At 41.0% G+C, this 20,586-nt stretch carries 21 protein-coding genes; 15 read left to right on the top strand and 6 right to left on the bottom strand.

The genetic code is table 11. The annotated features are described in order from the left end of the window. Positions 1-170 precede the first annotated feature (170 nt). From FTU29_RS00310 to FTU29_RS00325, 4 genes are all read left to right on the top strand, one after another. Positions 171-1,091 (top strand): LysR family transcriptional regulator, encoded by a 921-nt coding sequence (locus FTU29_RS00310; protein WP_078189020.1) that lies wholly within the window; start codon positions 171-173, stop codon positions 1,089-1,091. Between the two features lie 69 nt (positions 1,092-1,160). Continuing rightward, positions 1,161-1,427 carry a gamma-glutamylcyclotransferase family protein gene (locus FTU29_RS00315; RefSeq protein WP_227591810.1) on the top strand — a complete coding sequence of 89 codons (267 nt, stop codon included), beginning with the start codon at positions 1,161-1,163 and terminating at the stop codon, positions 1,425-1,427. A gap of 250 nt (positions 1,428-1,677) precedes the next feature. Further along, positions 1,678-2,688, top strand: a complete 1,011-nt coding sequence (locus tag FTU29_RS00320) for a sensor domain-containing diguanylate cyclase (RefSeq protein ID WP_180115275.1) — start codon at positions 1,678-1,680, stop codon at positions 2,686-2,688. 321 nt (positions 2,689-3,009) lie between these two features. Next, the gene (locus tag FTU29_RS00325) at positions 3,010-4,176 is read left to right on the top strand and encodes a CynX/NimT family MFS transporter (RefSeq protein ID WP_257226880.1); all 1,167 of its coding nucleotides are present in this window, start codon (positions 3,010-3,012) and stop codon (positions 4,174-4,176) included. 32 nt (positions 4,177-4,208) lie between these two features. On the opposite strand, the gene FTU29_RS00330 is transcribed toward FTU29_RS00325, so the two are convergent. Next, the gene (locus FTU29_RS00330) at positions 4,209-4,664 is read right to left on the bottom strand and encodes a DUF441 domain-containing protein (RefSeq protein ID WP_111885075.1); all 456 of its coding nucleotides are present in this window, start codon (positions 4,662-4,664) and stop codon (positions 4,209-4,211) included. A gap of 151 nt (positions 4,665-4,815) precedes the next feature. On the opposite strand from FTU29_RS00330, the gene FTU29_RS00335 reads away from it, so the two are divergent. Continuing rightward, the gene (locus FTU29_RS00335) at positions 4,816-5,535 is read left to right on the top strand and encodes a pseudouridine synthase (RefSeq protein ID WP_180119751.1); all 720 of its coding nucleotides are present in this window, start codon (positions 4,816-4,818) and stop codon (positions 5,533-5,535) included. Between the two features lie 133 nt (positions 5,536-5,668). On the opposite strand, the gene FTU29_RS00340 is transcribed toward FTU29_RS00335, so the two are convergent. From FTU29_RS00340 to FTU29_RS00350, 3 genes are all read right to left on the bottom strand, one after another. Then, positions 5,669-6,112, bottom strand: coding sequence for a GNAT family N-acetyltransferase (locus tag FTU29_RS00340; protein WP_078193684.1), 444 nt, complete (start codon positions 6,110-6,112; stop codon positions 5,669-5,671). A 98-nt stretch (positions 6,113-6,210) separates the two neighbouring features. Further along, positions 6,211-6,558 (bottom strand): type II toxin-antitoxin system RelB/DinJ family antitoxin, encoded by a 348-nt coding sequence (locus tag FTU29_RS00345; RefSeq protein ID WP_180119753.1) that lies wholly within the window; start codon positions 6,556-6,558, stop codon positions 6,211-6,213. Between the two features lie 112 nt (positions 6,559-6,670). Beyond that, on the bottom strand, positions 6,671-7,576 hold the full coding sequence (locus FTU29_RS00350; protein WP_180119755.1) for a pseudouridine synthase: 906 nt from the start codon (positions 7,574-7,576) through the stop codon (positions 6,671-6,673). Between the two features lie 135 nt (positions 7,577-7,711). Between FTU29_RS00350 and tsaE the strand changes: the two genes are divergently transcribed. The 4 genes from tsaE (at position 7,712) to hfq (ending at position 11,746) form a co-directional block, all read left to right on the top strand. Next, positions 7,712-8,191 (top strand): tRNA (adenosine(37)-N6)-threonylcarbamoyltransferase complex ATPase subunit type 1 TsaE, encoded by a 480-nt coding sequence (tsaE, locus tag FTU29_RS00355; RefSeq protein ID WP_180119762.1) that lies wholly within the window; start codon positions 7,712-7,714, stop codon positions 8,189-8,191. Then, a complete protein-coding gene (mutL, locus tag FTU29_RS00360) occupies positions 8,181-10,193 on the top strand; it encodes a DNA mismatch repair endonuclease MutL (RefSeq protein ID WP_180119764.1) in 2,013 nt (670 codons plus the stop codon). Before tsaE ends, mutL begins: the two co-directional genes overlap by 11 nt. Before the next feature lie 6 nt (positions 10,194-10,199). Then, complete coding sequence (gene miaA / locus FTU29_RS00365; RefSeq protein WP_180119766.1) at positions 10,200-11,144, top strand: tRNA (adenosine(37)-N6)-dimethylallyltransferase MiaA; 945 nt, start codon at positions 10,200-10,202, stop codon at positions 11,142-11,144. 92 nt (positions 11,145-11,236) lie between these two features. Beyond that, on the top strand, positions 11,237-11,746 hold the full coding sequence (hfq, locus tag FTU29_RS00370) for an RNA chaperone Hfq (protein WP_168378882.1): 510 nt from the start codon (positions 11,237-11,239) through the stop codon (positions 11,744-11,746). Between the two features lie 155 nt (positions 11,747-11,901). On the opposite strand, the gene FTU29_RS00375 is transcribed toward hfq, so the two are convergent. Together FTU29_RS00375 and FTU29_RS00380 are read right to left on the bottom strand one after the other, a co-directional pair. Next, complete coding sequence (locus FTU29_RS00375) at positions 11,902-13,209, bottom strand: peptidylprolyl isomerase (RefSeq protein WP_180119768.1); 1,308 nt, start codon at positions 13,207-13,209, stop codon at positions 11,902-11,904. Further along, positions 13,209-15,680, bottom strand: coding sequence for an LPS-assembly protein LptD (locus FTU29_RS00380; protein WP_180119770.1), 2,472 nt, complete (start codon positions 15,678-15,680; stop codon positions 13,209-13,211). The genes FTU29_RS00375 and FTU29_RS00380 overlap by 1 nt, the downstream gene beginning before the upstream one ends. 120 nt (positions 15,681-15,800) lie before the next feature. Between FTU29_RS00380 and FTU29_RS00385 the strand changes: the two genes are divergently transcribed. From FTU29_RS00385 to FTU29_RS00410, 6 genes are all read left to right on the top strand, one after another. Next, entirely contained in the window at positions 15,801-16,814 is a 1,014-nt protein-coding gene (locus FTU29_RS00385; RefSeq protein ID WP_180023919.1) for an aminoglycoside phosphotransferase family protein, read from the top strand. Continuing rightward, the gene (murU, locus tag FTU29_RS00390; RefSeq protein WP_180023918.1) at positions 16,814-17,503 is read left to right on the top strand and encodes an N-acetylmuramate alpha-1-phosphate uridylyltransferase MurU; all 690 of its coding nucleotides are present in this window, start codon (positions 16,814-16,816) and stop codon (positions 17,501-17,503) included. Before FTU29_RS00385 ends, murU begins: the two co-directional genes overlap by 1 nt. A gap of 84 nt (positions 17,504-17,587) precedes the next feature. After that, positions 17,588-18,220 (top strand): 16S rRNA (guanine(527)-N(7))-methyltransferase RsmG, encoded by a 633-nt coding sequence (rsmG, locus tag FTU29_RS00395; protein ID WP_180003083.1) that lies wholly within the window; start codon positions 17,588-17,590, stop codon positions 18,218-18,220. Positions 18,221-18,244: 24 nt separating this feature from the next. Beyond that, on the top strand, positions 18,245-19,027 hold the full coding sequence (locus FTU29_RS00400; RefSeq protein ID WP_078188958.1) for a ParA family protein: 783 nt from the start codon (positions 18,245-18,247) through the stop codon (positions 19,025-19,027). After that, positions 19,024-19,911, top strand: coding sequence for a ParB/RepB/Spo0J family partition protein (locus FTU29_RS00405; RefSeq protein ID WP_111885065.1), 888 nt, complete (start codon positions 19,024-19,026; stop codon positions 19,909-19,911). The genes FTU29_RS00400 and FTU29_RS00405 overlap by 4 nt, the downstream gene beginning before the upstream one ends. A gap of 31 nt (positions 19,912-19,942) precedes the next feature. Then, positions 19,943-20,584: a MotA/TolQ/ExbB proton channel family protein gene (locus FTU29_RS00410; protein ID WP_078188956.1), complete on the top strand. Its 642-nt coding sequence runs from the start codon at positions 19,943-19,945 to the stop codon at positions 20,582-20,584. Positions 20,585-20,586: the final 2 nt, after the last annotated feature.

Genomic DNA, 20,586 nt, shown 5'->3' on the forward strand with positions numbered 1-20,586 from the left:
TTTTCATCCTTTATATCTGCTTAAAAACGATGAATTGGTGATTAAAGTTCCAAATAAAACCTAAAATGAATAAAATTTAATAAAATAATGATAAGATGAGTTTAATTCATTAATGCTTTGCGAAAACTATTCGATTGCAAAGTTGCTCCCAAGTCTAGTTGAGAACATTCATGTTGGAATTACGCCATCTCAAAACCTTATTGGCACTTAGAGAACACGGTTCTTTGGTCGCTGCATCTAATGATCTGTGTTTAACGCCTTCTGCACTTTCACACCAGTTGAAAGAACTCGATCATTGGTATGGGGTTGAGGTGGTAAACCGACGCACACGTCCTGTGACCTTTTCGAATGTGGGGCAACGTTTACTACGCCTTGCCGATGACATTTTGCCGCAAGTTCAAATTGCGCAATCGGACATTACACGTATTGTGCATGGTCAAACTGGCCGAATTATTTTTTCTTCAGAATGTCATAGTTGCTTTGACTGGCTGATGCCGTTATTGAATGTCTACCGTCAGCAATACCCCGATGTAGATTTGGACTTTGCTTCTGGCTTTGAAGCCAATCCGCATGAACTATTACAAACTGGCGAGTTTGATCTTCTGATTACGGCAGATCCGATTAATTTAAAAGGTGTGGAATATTTCCCAATCTTTGAATATGAGTCTCGTTTGGTATTGTCGAATACACATCCATTGGTTCGTGCGACAAATGTGACTGTTCAAGAATTAGCAGAAGAAACGCTGATTACCTATCCGGTCGATAAACATCGTTTAGATATCATGGCAAAATTATTTTTACCGGCCAATATTCAGCCTAAACACGTCCGTACTACAGATTTGACCCAGATGCTGATTCAGTTGGTTGCAAGTGGTCGTGGTATTGCGGCATTACCAGATTGGGTGGTAAATGAATATGAACAAAAAGGTTGGGTGACCTCTCGACGTTTAGATTGTGTTTCACCTGAAGGTTTAAGACGGACATTGTACGCCGGTTATCGTACCGAAGAGGCTGAAAAAAGCTATTTTGAAGGCTTCCTAAAACAGTTGGCCAAATTCTCACAAAAACGCAATCAATATTATTCCAACTAAGGAGGAGCTATGACTCAGAGTCTTTTTGTATACGGGACATGACGTCTAGGTCAGCCCAATGCACACGTGATGGAGCGTATTGGTGGCGAGTGGAAGAAAGGTGTAGTTTGGGGTGAATTAGAACATAAAGGCTGGGGTGCGGCGATGGGCAGTCCGGGTATTCGTTTATCGAAGGCAGGTCAAGCCATTGAAGGCTATGTTTTTATCTCTGAAAACTTAGCCGCACATTGGGCGGCTTTAGATGAATTTGAAGGGGCTGAATATCAACGTGTGGCTGTCGATGTGCAATTGGAAGGCGGAGAATGGATGCAGAGTGAAATTTACGCCTTGAAATAATATTGAGGGGAGAGTCGTAAAATACGTGGGTCATCCATACATCATCACTTTCCCTAACCTTCGAAATATTTATCGATGATTCTGCTTGCTCTGTTTTTTCCTTGAGTGCTTTTTTTTAAGAGCAGTATTTGAAAGAGTTGTATCTAAAGTGCTTGAATGAACAGAAATCACTTTAAGATTGCTATACAAGTGGATGAATAATTTTTAGAATTGAGCTGTATCTCATACTGAACACTGTTTGAACTCAATCATGCCGAATACTATAGAACCCTCACCAACTCAACTCATGTCTGTGATTCAAACGCAGACAGCTATTGCCAAACTGGGTTTAGATCTAAATGCAGTGATGACCGTGGTCGCAGAACAGGCGCAGCAGATTACACATGCTAAAGGTGCAGTTGTAGAGTTGGCTGAAGATGGTGATATGGTCTATCGTGCAGTGTCTGGTGGGGCGAGCCATTTACTAGGTTTAAGACTACATATTGAAAACAGCTTATCAGGTCTATGTATTGCACAAAAACAAACACTGTATTGCCAAGATTCGGAAAAAGATGCACGGGTAGATCGCGTGGCATGTCAACGTGTTGGATTGCGTTCGATGGCAGTAGTGCCATTGATTCACTGTGATGAAGGTGTCGGTGTTTTAAAGATTTACTCTGATCAAGTCGATGCCTTTCAGGAAGCTGATTTACATATATTGAGTTTGATGTCTGAGTTGATCGCTGCGGCGATGTACCATGCGACACGTTTCGGTGCGACAGAGTTATATAAATTGGCGACTCAAGATAGCTTAACAGGCTTAGCCAATCGGGCTTTGTTTGTCGACTTTTTACGCCAAGGGATAGAAAAAGCACGTGCGCAGAAAAAAGTACTGGGTATCTTGATGATTGATATGGATGGTCTGAAGCCGATTAATGATCAGTTTGGACATCGCATTGGGGATGCTGCACTGAAAGAAATTGCACAGCGCATTTTGCGTGAAACACGTCAAGATGACTTGGTTGCACGCTTGGGTGGTGATGAATTTGCTGTGATTTTAACCAATATTGCCAACTTAGAGCGTGCGCAAACGGCGATGAATCGAATCGCAGAAAGTTGCGGACTACCGTTTGCATTTGAGCAAATGAGTTTGAAAATTGGTGCCAGTATTGGCATGGCTTTATTTCCAGAGGATGCCCAATCCATCGATCAATTGGTCGAAATGGCTGATTTAAAAATGTACGCCAATAAGCGTGAACGGAAACAAATCAATCCTGAATAACTCACTGCCTAAATATCTCACTGCTTAAATAATTCACTAATTGTTATGCAGGTGAATTCCTTCACTACCGCCAAATTATTGAAAGTATCAGAAAAAACATTTTTGATGGGAATACGTGTTGTCTCAAACAATTGCAGATGACATGACTAAGTATCGTTGTTTAATTTAAATCAAAGTGCGCTTAGCATGTGACGGTGCAAGATGATTAAATAATTGAAAAATCATCTAAGGTCATTTGTTTTTTGACTCAAAATAATATTTTGAATTGTTAAGCTGTGCACTATTGCATGGCGAAAAGAGCATGACAATTCAATGAAAGGGATGTCAAAAGATTTATTCATTATTGCGGCAGGTTTTATTGCTGCAATGCATATCGGGAAACTACCGCCCGCAATACCTGTATTACAACAGCAACTCGGCATTAGCTTTATTCAGTCTAGTTTATTGCTCTCACTAGTACAGGGTGCAGGAATGTGCTTTGCATTGTTGATTGGTAGTTATATCCAAAAAATTGGATTTAAGCTATGTATATTACTAGGCTTAAGTTTATTGACGATAGCAAGTGCATGGGGGAGCTTTGCACAAAGCTTTGATGTCTTGTTGCTACTGCGTGTCATAGAAGGATTTGGCTTCTTATTGGTGACACTCACAGGGCCTGCATTTATCCGTCAGCTTGTACCGCTACAGCACATCAGCGCAAAGATGGGACTGTGGAGTGCTTATATGGGCGGAGGTATGGGCATAGCCTTATTGGTTGCGCCATTTCTAATTGCTCAATATGGTTGGAGTGTGGTTTGGCTCAGTTTCGCTATGATTACTGCAGCATTACTACTCTGTATCGCTATGTTTATTCCTCAGCCTAATGTGGCGCTGAATACAACACCTATTATTGGTCTCATTAGAGATACCTTGAAACATCCTGCAGCATGGCTTTTGGCGCTCATTTTTGGGACATATGCAGGGCAGTGGTTTGCATTGGTGGGCTTCTTACCGATGATTTATGCCCAAAACCAAATTTCAGCAGAACTGGCGGGTGCTTTAACAGCCAGTGTTGCCGTTGCGAATGCTGTGGGCACCTGGGGGTGTGGACTGCTATTACAGCGTGGTTTTCAAGCTAAAACTTTAGTCCAACTGGGTTTTGCTGTTTTGATCATTTGCTCCTTAGGGTTTTATCTCTCTAAAGATGCGTTACCGTTTTTATTGCAATATTTAACGGTGTTTAGTTTTTCGCTTTTTGGTGGCTTAGTTGCTGCGACGGTCTTTGCACAAGCACTGCATTTTGCACCTTATCCCGCGGCAATCAGTACGACGGTCGGCATGATTTTACAATGTTCTGCCATTTCCCAATTTGTTTTGCCACCTGTGATTGCCACCGTAGTTTCACAGACTGGAGCGTGGTTCTGGGCAGGTATCTTGATGTCAGCGTTGTCATTCGTTGGAATCATGCTTAGTCGACGTTTATTTCAAATGCAGCATGGCTCAAATTAAAATTTTGTTAAACCGCTATGTCAGCAACGGCTTTATTGTTTAATCCCAATCAGTAGCGACAAGATGCCTGCTGCAATGAGTGGGCCGACAGGTACACCGCGCAGCATCGCAACACCTGCGACTGTCCCAATTAATAGTCCGGCAACTACATCTGGCTGATTGGACATCAGTTTGACACCACGTCCGCCTAGCCATGCGACAAAGATGCCAATGGCGATTGCGACGAGGGATTTCCAACTTAAAAAGGATTTTAAAATCGAATCACCAGGAATTTTTCCGCTAGCGATCGGCGTGAGTACGCCAATGGTTAAAATAATAATGCCAATGTTTAAGCCATATTGTTGCAGATAGGGGAAAAATTCACTTAAAGGCGTGATGCGGAAAACAATCAAGACACCTGCAGCTATGGTGATCGCTGTATTGTGGCTAAAGATGCCACAAGCCAATAACACCAATAACACGATCAGATTTAAATCCAACTGAGACATAGGATATTCGTGAGAAACTTCAATAAATAATCAATAGTGTAGCGCAGAAACATTAAAAACTGGCGTTCAAGATCATTTCCGCTATTTTTCCTGCAAGTTGGCTCGGTGTTCAGTATAAAATAGCAATATATGGTGTTTATTAGGTTGTTCTATGTTTTTGGAAAAAATCCTGCAATCACAAGGTTTTGGTTCGCGTAAATATTGCCAACAGTTGATTAAAAATGGTGCGGTCGAAATACACGGTGAGATTGTAAATAATCCAAAGCAAAAACTGGACTTGAATGATTTAAGCTACAGTGTGAATGGTCAGGACTATGTCTATCGTGAGCATGTTTATATCGCGTTAAATAAACCTCAAGGTTATGAATGTTCGCATCAGGCAACCCATCATTTTAGTGTTTTTGAATTATTTGATGATGTGCTGTTAAATCGTGGTTTGCAATGCGTCGGTCGACTGGATCAAGACACCACTGGACTGTTGCTGCTCACGGATGATGGTCAATATCTACAAGCGCTGACACACCCTAAAAAGCATGTTGCCAAAGTATATTCGATGCATACCGCAGATCCTGTGACACCTGAGCAAATACAACAATTAGAACAAGGCGTGGAGCTGCGAAACGAAAAAGGCATTTTCGCTGCAACCGATGTGCAGCTATTGGCTTCACAGCAATTACAAATGACTGTTCATCAAGGGGTATATCATCAAGTGAAACGGATGTTGGCGGCTGTCGGCAATAAAGTTGAAACTTTACATCGTGCTCAAATAGGACAATTAAAGCTTGAAGATCTCGCTGAGGGTGAGTGGATCTATTTGAATGCAGCGCAAATTGAACAATCGAAATTTCGCGAAAATATCGCTCCACAGTAATGGGTACTGGGCTTTGATAGGTCATCATTTGAAGGATGAATGTGCGGTATTAAAGCCCATAAATATGTCTGCTAATTATTTAAAGATGCGTTTCTAATATGCGTTGATGATGTTTTTAATGCCTAGCAGAGCATTAGCGAATAAAGTAATGATAGGTTTGAAATTCATCATCTTTAATGAAGCCCATCGATTCATAGAGTTGATGTGAGTGATAGTTATTTTTTTGAGTTTCGAGGCTGATTCGAAGCGCACCTTCATGTTGTGCAAAGAGAACCGCGGTATCGATCAATTGTTTGGCTGAACCCTGACGACGATATACAGGGCTGACATAGACATCATCTAAAATATAGTAGGTTGAACAAGCCACAGATGAAAAGCCTAAATATAGTAAGATAAACCCAGTAATCACTTCATCTTTTAGACAAATAAAAATTACGCTTTCATTATTTTCAAAACGTTGTCTTAGAAATTTATATGAGATATCAAGATTAGAAGAGGTGCCATAAAATTGGCGATATTCATCAAATAAAACAGCAAGTGGATGAAGGTCTGCTTCTGTTGCGCGTCGAACGATCATTTTTTTCTATACTCCATGCTATTTTTATCAGTCTTGCATGAAGCATATCGAAATTTCGAAATTGGTTGATTTATAAATTGTTTATAAATGCGACAGTGTTAAGTTTTGTCACCTTCACCCAAAATTGCATTGAGTTCTTCAAACAAGTCGAGATGATCATCATCTAATAATGGATCATTATTTAAAATTTCTAATTCAGCAGGGCTAATTTCAATGGTTGAAATGGGTTGGGCTTCTTGTTGTTTTAATTTGCGTAACTTAATCAATTGTTCAATATTGATATTTTGGTTTTCAATAGAGAAGGGGATCGATTTGGTTAAAACAACTTGTTTAAAGAATAGACGTACAGCCTGTGCAGGTGTAATGCCTAATTGTTTAAACACGGCAAAGGCTTGTTTCTTTTCCTGTGAATCGAGACGGATTTGGTAGACTTCAGTTTTTCTCATATTCTTAGAAAGCTTTTAAATACTTAACTTTTCGCATTTATTCTAATCAAAACTGTTATAAATTCAAGAAAGTTTGGCAGTATTTTATCAATTTAATGTAATGACAATAGATTTACAGTGTCAATTCATAGGCAGAACTGAATTGAAAAGCCTGCTCTGTCACAGGATCGATAAACTCAAGCTGTTTCGCAAGTAGTTGTAAAGGTTGGCTGAAATCGTCATCTGCCTTATGTTGTACTATTGGATAAAAGGGATCATTTTGAATTGGAATGCCCAAAGCATTTAAATGTACACGAAGTTGGTGTTGCTTGCCGGTATAGGGTTTTAATTCATACTTTGCATGGTTTCCATGCTGCTGGATGAGCTTAATGTATGTTTCACTATTTGGCTCACCATCTACCACTTGCATGGTATAAAATGGCTGACCTTTTTCCATGCAATAGCGAGTTGTGATTGGGAAATTTAAGTCATCTCGATAAGCTGCAATGGCATGATAGGTTTTTTGAACTTGCCGCTTGGCAAACATCTGTTGATATAGCCCACGGCTTTCGACACATTTGGAGAAGAGAACTACGCCGGCAGTTTCACGATCTAAACGATGAATCGGTGTTAGGTGTTCAAGCTGCGTTTGTTTTTTGAGTCGAACCAACAAGGTTTCTTGTACATACTGACCGGTCGGACTCATGGTGAGAAAATGCGGTTTATCGACCACGATGAAATGATCATTTTCAAATAAAATCTGATGCTCAAAGGGAACATGGATTTCATGCGCTAAGAATCGATAATAATAAACATGACGATTTGCTTCAAAAGGACTGTCTATCGTTAAAGCGTCACCATCTGCAGCATAGACTAGACCATCCTTAAATCGTTGTTGCCACTCCACTGCTTGGATATGAGGAAATTGCTCACACAAAAATGCATAAACGGTAGAGGCTTGTGTGTGTTGACCGTCAAGGAAGACTTTGCTGGCACTGACACCATTGATCATCGGGGGAGTAAATTCAAAACTGTGCATGAAGAAAGATCTAAAAACTGAGCAAATAAAGCAGAGAACACATCATGAAAAATGCTCAATCTATAGTGTGAACATATCCATTTTAGCCAGTGCGATGCTATCATATTTAATTCTTATGTACATGTTGTGAGTAATATGCAGTATTCATTCAGTCTGGAACTTAATAGTGAAGTCGATACCCAAAACTTAGCTACCGTACTGGCGACGCATTTTACGACGGGTGTAGCGTATTTAATTGGTGACTTGGGTGCAGGAAAGACCACGTTAACACGTTATTTTTTACAACACTTGGGTCATCAAGGTGCGGTAAAAAGTCCAACCTATACATTGGTTGAACCTTACAATATTCAAGGACAAGATATTTTTCATTTTGATTTATATCGTCTGAATGACCCCTATGAGCTTGAACTTATGGGTATCCGTGATTATTTAGAAACGCCGAACGCCCTATTTTTATTTGAATGGCCATCTAAAGGGGGCGATGAAATCCCTGCGGCTGATTTAATTATTAATATTGAAAAGTCTGTGGATGAAAGTACCCGTACAGCGACTTTAAGCTTTTCTTCAGAAACTTTGCAAAACGCTTTGGAGCAAAAATTTAACCATGCTGAATGAAATCAGTGCCCGCCGCATTCGAACGCTTGATCCTGCCTTAGCCAACCAAATTGCCGCAGGGGAAGTAATTGAACGTCCCGCTTCTGTGGTCAAAGAATTACTGGAAAATGCCATTGATGCAGGGGCGACTGAGCTGATTGTTCGTATTGAACAAGGCGGCAGTACACTGATTGAAATTATAGACAATGGTCGAGGCATCCACCCTGAAGATTTACCTTTGGCGGTCATGCGCCATGCCACCAGTAAAATCCAAACTGCTGAAGATTTACATGCCATTGTAAGTCTGGGCTTTCGTGGGGAAGCCTTGGCTTCAATCGCTGCGGTGTCTCGTTTGACATTGACCAGTAGCCAAAATGATGATGGTGTAGGCTATCAGGTCGAAGTAAATGGCACCGCATTTGATTCGCAAGAAATTCAGCCTGTGGCAGCGACGCAAGGCACGACCATCCGTGTGCAAGATTTATTTTTTAATGTGCCTGCACGGCGTAAGTTCCTCAAAAAACCGGGGACTGAGTTTGGACATATCGAAGAAATTGTCCGTCGTTTGGCACTGACCCATTTTGATATACGTTTTGTCCTTGAGCATAACAATAGCATTAAGCTGAACTTGCCTATTGCAGACAGTGGCGCGCTGCGTTTTCAGCGGGTGCAGCAGTTACTAGGCCGTCAATTTACTGAAAATGCGTACTGGATGGATGCTGATAGCGTCAATATGCGTCTTAGTGGTTGGTTAGGTCATCCTTCAGATGCACGTGCGCAAGCCGATATGCAATATGTCTATGTGAATGGACGTATCGTAAAAGACAAGACAGTTTCACATGCACTTCGCATGGCCTATGACGGTATTTTGCATGGACATCAACATGCCGCTTATTTGTTATTTATGGAAGTTGATCCTGAAAATATCGATGTGAATGTGCATCCGACCAAGCATGAAATTCGGTTTCTAAATCAACGTGAAGTACATGAGTTTGTCCGCCATTTTGCCAAATCGACTTTAGCGCAATTTCAAACTGCGACAGCTGAATTGTCATCTGCAATGAAACTCGATGGGCAGGCACACGAAAATATCATTCCGCAGCCGCGTCATCAGGAACAATTTTCATTACATCAACCTCAGCCAGTTGCAGAGCAAGGCACAAATTTTGTCAGTCCAGAGATCGCAGGTGGACTTACTGACTTTAGTTCGCCAGCAACGGTGCAATATGCTTCAAATCATGCGCCAACAGGTCAGGAAACTTATACACAGCAATATTCAAATGCGTCGAACAATAGCACTGGATATCAGTCAAATATAGCGGGTTCCAGACAGCTCAATAATGCATTGCAAAGTTATTTAGCGCCTTTACGTCAAACTGAGTCGTTAAATGATCCGGATACCGCTTTAGCTGAACATATTCAGCAGAAAGTTGATGAGCATCCTTTGGGGATTGCCATTGCGCAATTGCATGGTATTTATATTTTGGCCCAAAACACCGAAGGTTTAATCATTGTTGATATGCATGCGGCACATGAACGCATTGTTTTGCAACAGATGAAAACAGCTTGGGATAAACCTGAGTTTTGGACATCACAGCAGTTGCTGATTCCTAAAGTCGTCAGTATCAGTCGGATGCAAGCGATGCGCGTCGATGAGCTCAAAGAACAATTGGCACGCCTAGGTTTAGAAATAGACCAATATGGCGATGAGCAAGTCATTGTCCGAGGTGTTCCTGCCATTTTGCATAAAGCAGACTTTGATGCGCTGATCCCAGATTTATTAAATGATTTAGACCCAAGTGATCAGGTTGCAGGGTTACTACAAAAGCGTGATCAAATATTGGCAGGCATGGCCTGTCACGGCGCTGTACGCGCACACCGTATTTTAAGTCTATCTGAAATGAATGCATTACTGCGTCAGATGGAACAAACTGAATTTGCCAGCCAATGTAACCATGGGCGTCCGACGTGGCGTGCGTTTCCATTGGCACAGCTAGATAAACTTTTTGCTCGGGGAGAGTAGTTTTACATGTCAAATCAATTGCCGGTCATCAACTTAATGGGACCAACTGCAAGCGGTAAAACCGCCTTGGCATGTGAGTTATACGAGCAAGGTGGATTCGAATTAATTTCAGTCGATTCTGCTTTGGTTTTTCAGGATATGGATATTGGTACGGCCAAGCCGAGTAAAGCTGAGTTGGAGAAATATCCACATCATTTGATTGATATTATCAGTCCGCTAGAAGTGTATTCGGCAGCGAACTTTGTGGAAGATGCGTGTGTACTGATTGATGATATGCATGTACGAGGTAAAACACCGATTTTAGTCGGTGGTACAATGTTGTATTACAAGGCTTTATTGGAAGGGTTATCTTCAAACTTACCAAGTGCAGACTATGCTGTACGTGCTGAAATTGAAGCCAAAGCTGAGTCGCAAGGTTGGGATGCTGTATATGCAGAACTGTGCAATGTAGACCCATTGGCAGGTGAAAAATTTAAACCGAGTGATAAGCAACGAATTATCCGTGCGCTCGAAGTTTTTAAATTAACAGGTAAACCCATTACGCAGTTACAAGCTGAGCAACCTAAAAACGTACCATACCGTTACAATTTTCATAATTACGCATTATTGCCCGACCGATTAGAATTACATGAGCGTATAGCTCAACGTCTAAAAACAATGTGGGAAATTGGATTTTTAAATGAAGTGAAAGCTCTCATTGAAAAATACGATTTAGATGAAAATTTACCCTCTACGCGCTCAGTTGGATATCGTCAAGCTTTAGATTTTTTGAAAAATAGTGATCAAAGTAGCGAAAAACAGCGTGAAATGGAGGATAAGGCACTTTTTGCAACACGACAACTTGCAAAACGTCAATATACTTGGTTAAGATCTTTGCAAGAAACGCATAAATTTACTACATATTTAACTGCGCAGCAGGCTCAAGAAGACTTGCGAAAGTGCTACGGATAAAGCAAAATTTACAGACTACCTTTTTGATAATTTTTAATTGAAAAGTAAAGGTAGCTTTTGCGCTGATTTTTATTATTTTTTGGAGTTATAACATGTCTAAAGGTCAAACTTTACAAGATCCGTTCTTAAATTCTCTCCGTAAAGAACGTATTCCTGTGTCGATCTTCCTTGTCAACGGTATTAAATTACAAGGTCATATTGAATCTTTCGACCAATACGTTGTTTTATTAAAAAATACTGTAAGCCAAATGGTTTACAAACATGCTATTTCAACTGTTGTTCCAGCACGTAATCCACGTCCTGCTGGTGCTCCTGCTGGTGCTCAAGGCGCTGCCGGCTTCGGTGGTCAACAAGGCGGCTTCGGCGGTCAACAAGGTGGCTTTGGTGGCCAAGGTGGCTTCGGTGGTCAAGGTGGTTTCGGTGGTCAAGGTGGCTTCGGTGGTCAAGGTGGCTTCGGTGGTCAAGGTGGTTTTGGCTCTCAAGGTGGCTTTGGTGGTCAAGGTGGCTTCGGTGGTCAAAGTGGTTTCGGCGGTCAAAATGCTGGTTTTGATGGCGAAACTAAATTTGAAGATGCTCAAGACGACGAAAACAACAATCGTTAATTGAATTAAAAAAACCTCCCAAATGGGAGGTTTTTTTTTGCCTATAAAAGAGTAGATTGTTTTCACAAAGGGTATGTAATAATTACTAAAGTGCTGAATGATGATAAGAATCGACATAAAAAAAACCAGCCGAAGCTAGTTTTTTGTTTATTCACTTATTTCTTTTTACGATCTAGAGTAGGATCTTTAATTTCAACATAGGCATTGTTGCGAATTTCACGTAACCAGCTGTCCAGTTCGGTGTCAAATTGACGCTCACCTAAAATCTGACGGGCCATACGTTCTTGTACTTCATGTGTCATATCTTGTTGACGTGTATCGGTCACTTGAAGGATGTGCCAACCAAACTGTGACTGAAAAGGCTTGCTGATTTCACCTTTCGCTGTTGATTTCATCATTGCTTCAAATTCTGGAACCATCACACCTGGGCTAACCCAACCTAAACTACCACCATTGGCAGCAGAACCAGTGTCATTCGAGAACGTTGAAGCCAAGACCGCAAAATCTTCACCCTTTTGCAGGCGATTATACAAGTTGTCGATCATTTGCTTGGCATTTTCAGGACTCACGACCTCAGATGGTTGAATCAGGATATGGCGAGTTTGGTATTGAGGAACAATGGCTTTTTGTTTTCCACTTTTACGGTCGACCAATTTTAAAACATGAACGCCATCACGTACTGAAATTAGTTCAGTGGTTTGACCAACTTGCAAAGGAGCTACACGTGCAGCAAGTTCATCTGGAATATCAGATAAGTTGCGGAAGCCCATATCGGCACCGTCAACTTTAATATCTTTGGTACTGTATTTGCTAGTAATCGCTTTAACATCGTTGCTTGCTGCAAGTTCTTTACGAATGTCTTCCGCGATTTTAACGGCATTATCACTGCTAGCTACACGTACATGTAAGACATGAACTTGATTACCTAACGCAGCTTGACCTTGTGGTGAGCTTAAGAAGTTTTTCACATCTTGATCACTGATTTGAATGCGAGAAGTGACCAACTGTTGGCGTAGACGTTGTAAAGCGATGTCTTCAGCGATACGTGCACGTAAACCTGCATAGGTATTTGGTGCAACAGCATCTAATTTTTGCTGAAACGCTTCTAAGCTTGGAGAACCTGCATCTTTTGCAACTTTAAGTACAGCTTCATTGAGCGATTTTTCATCCGCTTTGACATTGTATCGTTTAACCTGTTCAAGCTGTGCTTGGCGCGAAATCAGCTGTTCTAAAGCTTGTTGCTGCAAATATTCAGTCGGTGGGACGGTTTGTTTTTTTGCTTGAAATTGATGAGTGATCTCTGCAATGCTTTGATCAAGATCACTACGTAAAATCACGCTATTGTCAACGACAGCTACAATTTCATCTTTAGGTTGCGCAGCAGCAAATACAGATACAGAAGTCGATAGGCAAAGTGCCAAGGCTGACGCTTTAAAAATTTGTTTTAACTGTTTTGTCTTCATTAACGTTCTGTCCAAGATTGATTAATATTGTTAAAACCCAACACTCGGTTTTCAAGCAAAGAGGTTAATTTATTGTTGAAGCCACCTAACCCTTTTAGAGTGAACTCCGCCATAATGGCACGTTTTGGTTTAACATCTGAAGATGTTACATCATCTAAATCGTTATAGTACGAACGACCATAAACTGAAACACCCCAGCAGCATGACTCGTAGTTCACACCCAGTAAATATTCACGCGCAATACTGTTGTCGAGGTCATATTGTGCATGACCAATAATACGCCAGTTATTGTGTATAGGTTGAATAAACGATGCTACTGCTTGGTCATAGCTGTCTTGGCGATTAGGAATGTCTTTACGATAGAAATAACCGACATTGTATAAATTGCCTTTATTTCCTGTGTAATACATTTGAATATCGCGCTGAGCATTATCACCATTCGCCATCCATGCTGAATTGGCATTCACACTGATGCTGTCAGATAGCTGGCTAGAAATGCTCACGACAGGGCCGGTATGGCGTTCGGTATCAAATTTATCAGAGACGTTGTTTAGCGTGACGCGGCGGTCTTCAAAATAGAAACTTTGACCAACGCTGGCTTTTAAACGCTCAAGACCAACATCATCAAATAAACTATAGCTCAAGCCTAGAGATGCGAAGTTGTTGTCTTCTAAACGGTCATTACCATAGAACCGACGCGGGCTAAACAATTGGTCATAATTAATTGACGCTGTGGTTGAGTCAAAGTTCGGATTAGTGTCTTGGTTTTTGTATGGAGAATACGCATAGAAGAAGCGTGGCGTTAAGGTTTGAAGATAACGACCTTCGCGCTCCATCACAAGACCTGCATCTAAAGTAAATTGCGGTACAACGACCGATTTACTTTCATTTGATGAACTAATGTTTTGTGCATTAACGGTATCTTGATCGTAAATCGTGTTGACGTTACGAATAGACACTTCTGGGATTACAAAAGACCATGGGTTACGATAGTTATAACGCACACTAAAGTCGTTATAAATACGTGCACCACTTGGCTCATACATTGGCGAATCGCCAGTATTGCTTGGAATATTATTACTACGTAAGTTCTTTTTGAAGTAAGCCGTATCATTGTTAAATTCGTACTGTAAGCCGAGCGGATTACCAGTCTTGTAGTTCAGTAGGAATTGCGGCAAGCGCGCATATGGACGGTCTTCATCACTGACAGTTTTATCTAGTGTTTGGAAGTCTTCCACTTTAAGCTGTGCTTTTAGGCCAGGGATACCATTTTTATAATTGAGTTCCCATGCACGGCGTAAGTTCAGGTCAGTTTTTGAGTTTGGATTATTATTGAGATCTGAGAAATAGTCTTTATCAGATGCATAATTGTATTCTAAATTGGTTGTAAATTGATCGTTAATTTTCCAGTTATGTAGGAAATGTAAGTCTTTACGATCCTGATCATCATACTTTTGGTCGGATGGTAAATAACCACCCCACACCATCCCTGAACCAAAGTTTTTGGTCAAATAACGGAATTCACCTTCCATCATTGCGCCACGGTCTGCAATATAACGTGGTGTTACTGTAGCATCATAGTTTGGCGCAAGGTTTAAATAAACCGGTACTGCAAGCTCAATACCACCGTCATTGGTAAAGCCAAAGCTTGGGGTCAAAATACCTGTGGTACGACGGTCATCAATCGGGAAGTTGAAGTAGGGTACAGCCATGACAGGAACATCTTTTACATAAAGTGTTGTCCCCTTGGTTTCGCCACGACCGGTTTCTTGATTCAGCTTAATTTTGTCTGCTTGAATTTTCCACGTTGGTTTTTCATCGGGTGGACAGGTGGTATAAACCGCATTTTCTAATTCAAGGGTTTCGGTTGAAGTACGTGAAATTTTTTCAGCACGACCATGCGCATGCTGCTGTTCAGCAATAAAGAAACTGTTATTTAAATCACCCTGTTGGGTTTTTAAATTGTAATCAATTGAATCGCTTTGAGAAATCAGCCCTGACTGTGCCATTTGCACACGGCCAGACGCATTGGCATAGGTTTGGGTTTTATCAATTTTGATTTGATCGGCACGAATTTGACGACCTTCTTGGTCAATCAGAACATTACCTTCAAGAATGGAATCGCCATTCGGGTCAAAATGACCATAGTCTGCGGTAATGGTAGAAGTTGCATCTTCAGGTGCGACTGCTTTTGTTGTTGGCGCAACAGGGGTAATCCACGTGCCTGTACAAAACGCTGAACTTAATTGATTGGTGTTGCGAATCTGTGCTTCAGGTGCAGATTTATCGACATAATATTGTTCGAAGAACTGCTGACCCGGATAAGCTTCTGAAATGTTTTGTTTGAGTTGTTCTGTATCGTCATCCGTGGACGGGTTTGAAACAGGTGCTGCATAGCTTGGTAACGAGCTACCACATAGAAGGGTTAAGATCGCAGTCGCTAAAGGATTAAATTTAAACTGATGCTTCATTTGTCTCATTAACCAGGTATGCTTAATCGCAATTAATTATTGTCGCATCATAGAGAAAAAGTTGATAAGTAGCTACACTTAGCACTTTAAAAACTCAGCCTGTATTAGAATTTATCGCAAATGAATACACAACGTGAACAATTGATACAAACATGGATTTCATCTGTACTCGGTTCAGATCAATTTGAAATTAACTTCTTAGCAGGCGATGCAAGCTTCCGTCGTTATGCACGAATCAAATTGAATAATAAAACATTTATGCTCATGGATGCACCACCAGAAAAAGAAGATTGTGGTCCTTTTGTGTCGATTGATGAATTTTTTGATGCACATGGCGTGCGTGTACCACATATCGTGGCCAAAGACCTCGATCAAGGCTTCTTATTGTTAGAAGATTTTGGTGATGTTTTATTGTCGACGTTGTTGAATGATCAAACCGTAGACGCACATTATGCTCAAAGTTTTAAACAGTTGATTCAATTGCAGTCAATTGATGGAACTGCTCATTTTCCTGCATATGCCTATGAAAAGCTGATTTCTGAAATGGAGCTGTTAACCGATTGGTTATTGCCATCTCTACAAGTGCAGCCTACTGAAGAAGAATCGGCACTGATTAAACGTACCTTTGCTATCTTAGCCAATGCTGCATTGGCTCAGCCTCAAGTGATTGTGCATCGTGATTTTCATAGCCGTAATTTGATGGTACTTGATGGTGAGCAAGATCAGGGTGTGATTGACTTCCAAGATGCTGTGATTGGCGCAGATACTTATGATTTGATTTCTATTACACGTGATGCTTATGTGCAGTGGAATGCAGATCGTGTTTATGCATGGTTTAAGACGTTCTATGATTTGCTACCTGCATCGGCTAAAGAAGGTCGTAACTTTGAGCAATTCAAACAAGACGCTGACCTGATGGCGATTCAACGTCATATCAAAATTTTAGGTATTTTTGTGCGCTTATTTGAGCGTGATGGTAAGTCAGGTTATCTCAAAGATTTGCCTCGTGTGATGTGGTATTTACTTGAAGAAAGTAAACCATATGCAGAATTACAACCTTTTATGCAATTTATTCAGGATAAAGTATTGCCGAAATTTGAAGCCAAATACGGCACTTATGAGGTTGTTGCATAATGAAAGCCATGATTTTAGCTGCGGGTCTCGGAAATCGGATGCGCCCTTTAACATTGTATAAGCCAAAGCCTTTGCTTGAAGTGGGTGGAAAACCACTGATTGTTTGGCATATAGAAAAGCTAAAAAAAATTGGCGTAACTGAAATTATCATCAATTCTGCATGGCTTGCAGATATCCTGATTGGTACTTTGGGTGATGGTTCGCAGTTTGGTGTGAATATTCGCTGGACACGTGAAGCGGAAGGTCTGGAAACAGCCGGTGGCATTATTAATGCTTTACCTTTGCTTGGGACAGAACCGTTTATTTTGGTGAATGGTGACGTTTGGACGACCTACGATTTTTCAGCCTTGCTCAATATTGAGCTAAATGATGACTTGGCACACTTGGTCTATGTGACTAACCCAGCGCAACATCCTAAGGGTGATTTTATCTTGGATGCTGGGCGTAGTTATACCTTTGAGCAAGAACATGCAGGCGAGGCACTCACCTATAGCGGAATCGCAGTTATACATCCAAATATGTTTGATGGATTGGAAGCTGGTAAGCGTCCGCTCGCACCATTATTGAAACAAGCCATGTTGGATGGAAAAATTTCTGCAGAGAAAATGCAAACTGCGTGGGTTGATGTTGGCACACCTGAGCGTTTAAGTGATCTAGATCTACAGATTCGCCAAGGCATGTACGATTAAGTGCATATTCGCTAAGCGTTAGCTACTGTTCCACGGCTTAGAAATCGGTATACTTCAGTTAATTTTTATTGAGATGTCTTCTTTATGCATCCTTTTTTTCAAGACTTAAAGCAAGGTAGTCAAAAGCTTGGCTTAGATTTGAGTGAAGAAGCATTAAATCTATTGCTGAAATACCAAGATGCCCTAGTGCTGTGGAACAAAGCGTATAACTTGACTGCTATTCGTGATCCTAAAGAAATGTTGGTTAAGCATTTATTGGATAGCTTAAGTATCCTAAATGATTTGCCTGCAGGTCGTTTATTGGATATCGGTACGGGTGGTGGCATGCCGGGCATGATCATTGCACTGTGTCAGCCTGAACGTGAATGTGTGCTTTTAGATGCCAACGGTAAAAAAATTCGATTCTTAAAACAATTTATTGCTGACTTAAAACTAAAAAATGTCATTGCGGTACAAACACGTGTTGAAAATGAAGACAGCATTAATGAACTGGGGCAGTTTGATGTGATCACCAGTCGTGCTTTTGCATCGTTAACGGATTTTGTGGATGCGTCTAAACCGTATATGCATGCGCAAAGTATTATCGCGTCGATGAAAGGCTTAATTCCTGAAGAAGAAGTTGAAACACTAAAAAGTGATTTCAAGATTGATATCGTTGCATTAAAAGTTCCACGACTTGATGAGCAGCGTCATTTAATTTTTCTTAAACGTATTTAAAATTTTCAAAGGACTGGGGTTACCATGGCTCAAATTATTGCGATTGCAAACCAAAAGGGTGGCGTAGGTAAAACCACAACTGCTGTGAACTTGGCTGCATCCCTAGCCATATTAAAAAAACGAGTTTTACTTGTGGACATGGATTCACAAGGCAATGCCACGATGGGTTCGGGCATTCAAAAAAATGATTTGTTGTATTCAGTCACGGATGTCTTACTTGGTGAAGTGCCGATTGAAACCGCTATTTATAAAGCGGAAGTGGGCTATAAAGTTTTAGGTGCAAACCGTGACTTAGCCGGTGTTGAACTGGCGATTGCGGATCAAGACGGTCGTGAGTTTATTTTACGTGAAGCATTGGCAAGCGTCGAAAAAGACTTCGACTATATTATTGTCGATTGTGCACCAAGTTTAAGTTTGATCACTGTCAATGCACTTGCAGCGGTACGTGCTGTGCTTATTCCAATGCAGTGTGAATATTATGCCCTAGAAGGTTTGGCTGACCTAACCCAAACCATTGACCGTATTCAGCAAGCATTGAACCCAGATCTAGAGATCGTGGGTGTGCTGCGTACCATGTACGATGCACGTAATGCCTTAACACGTGATGTGTCTGCTGAGCTTGAACAATACTTCGGTCAGAAACTTTATGACACGGTCATTCCGCGTAATATTCGTTTGGCTGAAGCGCCTGCGCACGGTTTGCCAGTGATTTATTTTGAAAAAAGCTCGAAGGGTGCAGTTGCTTATTTGAACTTGGCAGCTGAGATGTTAAAAAAAACCAAAGTAAAAAAAGGAACTAAAGCATGACCGTAAAAAAACGCGGACTGGCTAAAGGTCGTGGTCTGGATGCCTTACTCGGCTCAATCCAAAAAGAAAAACTACAGCTCGAAGCAAAAGCTTTAGATCATGGACAGTTAAAACAAATTGATGTGCATTTATTGAAACGCGGTGAGTATCAACCGCGTCGTTTCATTAAAGAACAAGATTTACAAGAACTTGCTGCATCGATTGAAAAGCATGGCGTCATGCAGCCAATCGTGATTCGTCCTGTCGAAGATGAAAAGCATCCCTACGAAATTATTGCAGGTGAGCGTCGTTGGCGTGCGGCTCAGCTTGCAGGTTTAACCGAAGTTCCAGCCATTGTTCGTGACTTGAGTGACCAAGTGGCAATTGCCTTGGCATTGATTGAAAACATTCAACGTCAAGATTTGAACCCAATCGATCAAGCCATGGCTTTACAACGCTTCCATGACGAATTTGGTTTAAGTCATCAAGAGATTGCCGATACGGTCGGTAAAGCACGTACCACGATTAGTAACTTGCTACGCCTCTTGTCTTTAGCGGATCAAGTCAAAGACTTTATGCAGCAAGGTTTGCTCGATATGGGGCATGCACGTGCGATCTTGACGTTAAAAGCCAAAGATCAGCTTAAAGTTGCTGAAATGGTGATTGAAAAAAGTATGTCTGTACGTCAAACCGAACAATTTGTTCGTGATTTGAATGCACCAAAACAACAAAAAGCTAAACCAATTGTTTCATCAGACATTCAACAACTGACACAACGTCTCTCTGATCGTTTCAGTGCAGACGTGAAAATTGATCATAATAAACAAGGGAAAGGCAAGCTGGTGATTAGCTACCATACTCTTGAAGAGCTAGATGGCATTTTAAATATTTGTCTAGCTGAATAATTTTTAAATTCGATTTATTGGGGAAAATCAAATGTGGGAATTAGTCAAAGCGGGCGGGTGGTTAATGATCCCGCTCGTCATTTGTTCGATCTTTACGGTAGCCATTACCATTGAGCGCTTTATTCGTTTAAAGAAATCAATGGTGTTACCAAAAGACTTGATGATGAATGTAAACACATCGGTGAAAGATGTGGTGCAGCAGCTAAAGCAAAGTCCAACTTTACAACAAAGTACATTGGGTCGTGTATTGGGCGCAGGTTACGCTAGTAAAGATCAAAACGAGCAATATGCACGTGCGCAAATGGAAGTCACAGCGTCACAAGAAATTGGTTATTTAGAAAAAAATATCAACTTTTTGGGCACTTTAAGCGCTGTTGCACCTTTACTAGGTTTGTTGGGTACGGTGATCGGTATTATTGAAGCATTCTTAATGATTGATATAGGCACCAATAGTGATCCAGTGTTGATGATGCCGGGTATTTCTAAAGCCTTGATTACCACTGCTGCCGGTATGTTAATTGCTGTACCTGCATTATTTGCACATCGCTATTTCCAACGTTTGGTTCAGGAATATGTGGCTGAGTTAGAACAGCAGTCGACATTATTTCATGCCGCTTTGTTTTATAAAAAAACACCTGAAGTAGAAAGTCAGGACATTCAGAAAGCCAGCTGAGT

Source organism: Acinetobacter sp. YH12086, from assembly GCF_013419345.1.
In the GTDB taxonomy this organism is placed as follows: Bacteria; Pseudomonadota; Gammaproteobacteria; order Pseudomonadales; family Moraxellaceae; genus Acinetobacter; species Acinetobacter amyesii.

Bases quoted from the DNA above. Each gene is read 5' to 3' on its own strand.
- FTU29_RS00310 (WP_078189020.1), top strand. From the start codon at position 171: ATGTTGGAATTACGCCATCTCAAAACCTTATTGGCACTTAGAGAACAC.
- FTU29_RS00315 (WP_227591810.1), top strand. From the start codon at position 1,161: ATGGAGCGTATTGGTGGCGAGTGGAAGAAAGGTGTAGTTTGGGGTGAA.
- FTU29_RS00320 (WP_180115275.1), top strand. From the start codon at position 1,678: ATGCCGAATACTATAGAACCCTCACCAACTCAACTCATGTCTGTGATT.
- FTU29_RS00325 (WP_257226880.1), top strand. From the start codon at position 3,010: ATGTCAAAAGATTTATTCATTATTGCGGCAGGTTTTATTGCTGCAATG.
- FTU29_RS00330 (WP_111885075.1), bottom strand. From the start codon at position 4,664: ATGTCTCAGTTGGATTTAAATCTGATCGTGTTATTGGTGTTATTGGCT.
- FTU29_RS00335 (WP_180119751.1), top strand. From the start codon at position 4,816: ATGTTTTTGGAAAAAATCCTGCAATCACAAGGTTTTGGTTCGCGTAAA.
- FTU29_RS00340 (WP_078193684.1), bottom strand. From the start codon at position 6,112: ATGATCGTTCGACGCGCAACAGAAGCAGACCTTCATCCACTTGCTGTT.
- FTU29_RS00345 (WP_180119753.1), bottom strand. From the start codon at position 6,558: ATGAGAAAAACTGAAGTCTACCAAATCCGTCTCGATTCACAGGAAAAG.
- FTU29_RS00350 (WP_180119755.1), bottom strand. From the start codon at position 7,576: ATGCACAGTTTTGAATTTACTCCCCCGATGATCAATGGTGTCAGTGCC.
- tsaE (WP_180119762.1), top strand. From the start codon at position 7,712: ATGCAGTATTCATTCAGTCTGGAACTTAATAGTGAAGTCGATACCCAA.
- mutL (WP_180119764.1), top strand. From the start codon at position 8,181: ATGCTGAATGAAATCAGTGCCCGCCGCATTCGAACGCTTGATCCTGCC.
- miaA (WP_180119766.1), top strand. From the start codon at position 10,200: ATGTCAAATCAATTGCCGGTCATCAACTTAATGGGACCAACTGCAAGC.
- hfq (WP_168378882.1), top strand. From the start codon at position 11,237: ATGTCTAAAGGTCAAACTTTACAAGATCCGTTCTTAAATTCTCTCCGT.
- FTU29_RS00375 (WP_180119768.1), bottom strand. From the start codon at position 13,209: ATGAAGACAAAACAGTTAAAACAAATTTTTAAAGCGTCAGCCTTGGCA.
- FTU29_RS00380 (WP_180119770.1), bottom strand. From the start codon at position 15,680: ATGAAGCATCAGTTTAAATTTAATCCTTTAGCGACTGCGATCTTAACC.
- FTU29_RS00385 (WP_180023919.1), top strand. From the start codon at position 15,801: ATGAATACACAACGTGAACAATTGATACAAACATGGATTTCATCTGTA.
- murU (WP_180023918.1), top strand. From the start codon at position 16,814: ATGAAAGCCATGATTTTAGCTGCGGGTCTCGGAAATCGGATGCGCCCT.
- rsmG (WP_180003083.1), top strand. From the start codon at position 17,588: ATGCATCCTTTTTTTCAAGACTTAAAGCAAGGTAGTCAAAAGCTTGGC.
- FTU29_RS00400 (WP_078188958.1), top strand. From the start codon at position 18,245: ATGGCTCAAATTATTGCGATTGCAAACCAAAAGGGTGGCGTAGGTAAA.
- FTU29_RS00405 (WP_111885065.1), top strand. From the start codon at position 19,024: ATGACCGTAAAAAAACGCGGACTGGCTAAAGGTCGTGGTCTGGATGCC.
- FTU29_RS00410 (WP_078188956.1), top strand. From the start codon at position 19,943: ATGTGGGAATTAGTCAAAGCGGGCGGGTGGTTAATGATCCCGCTCGTC.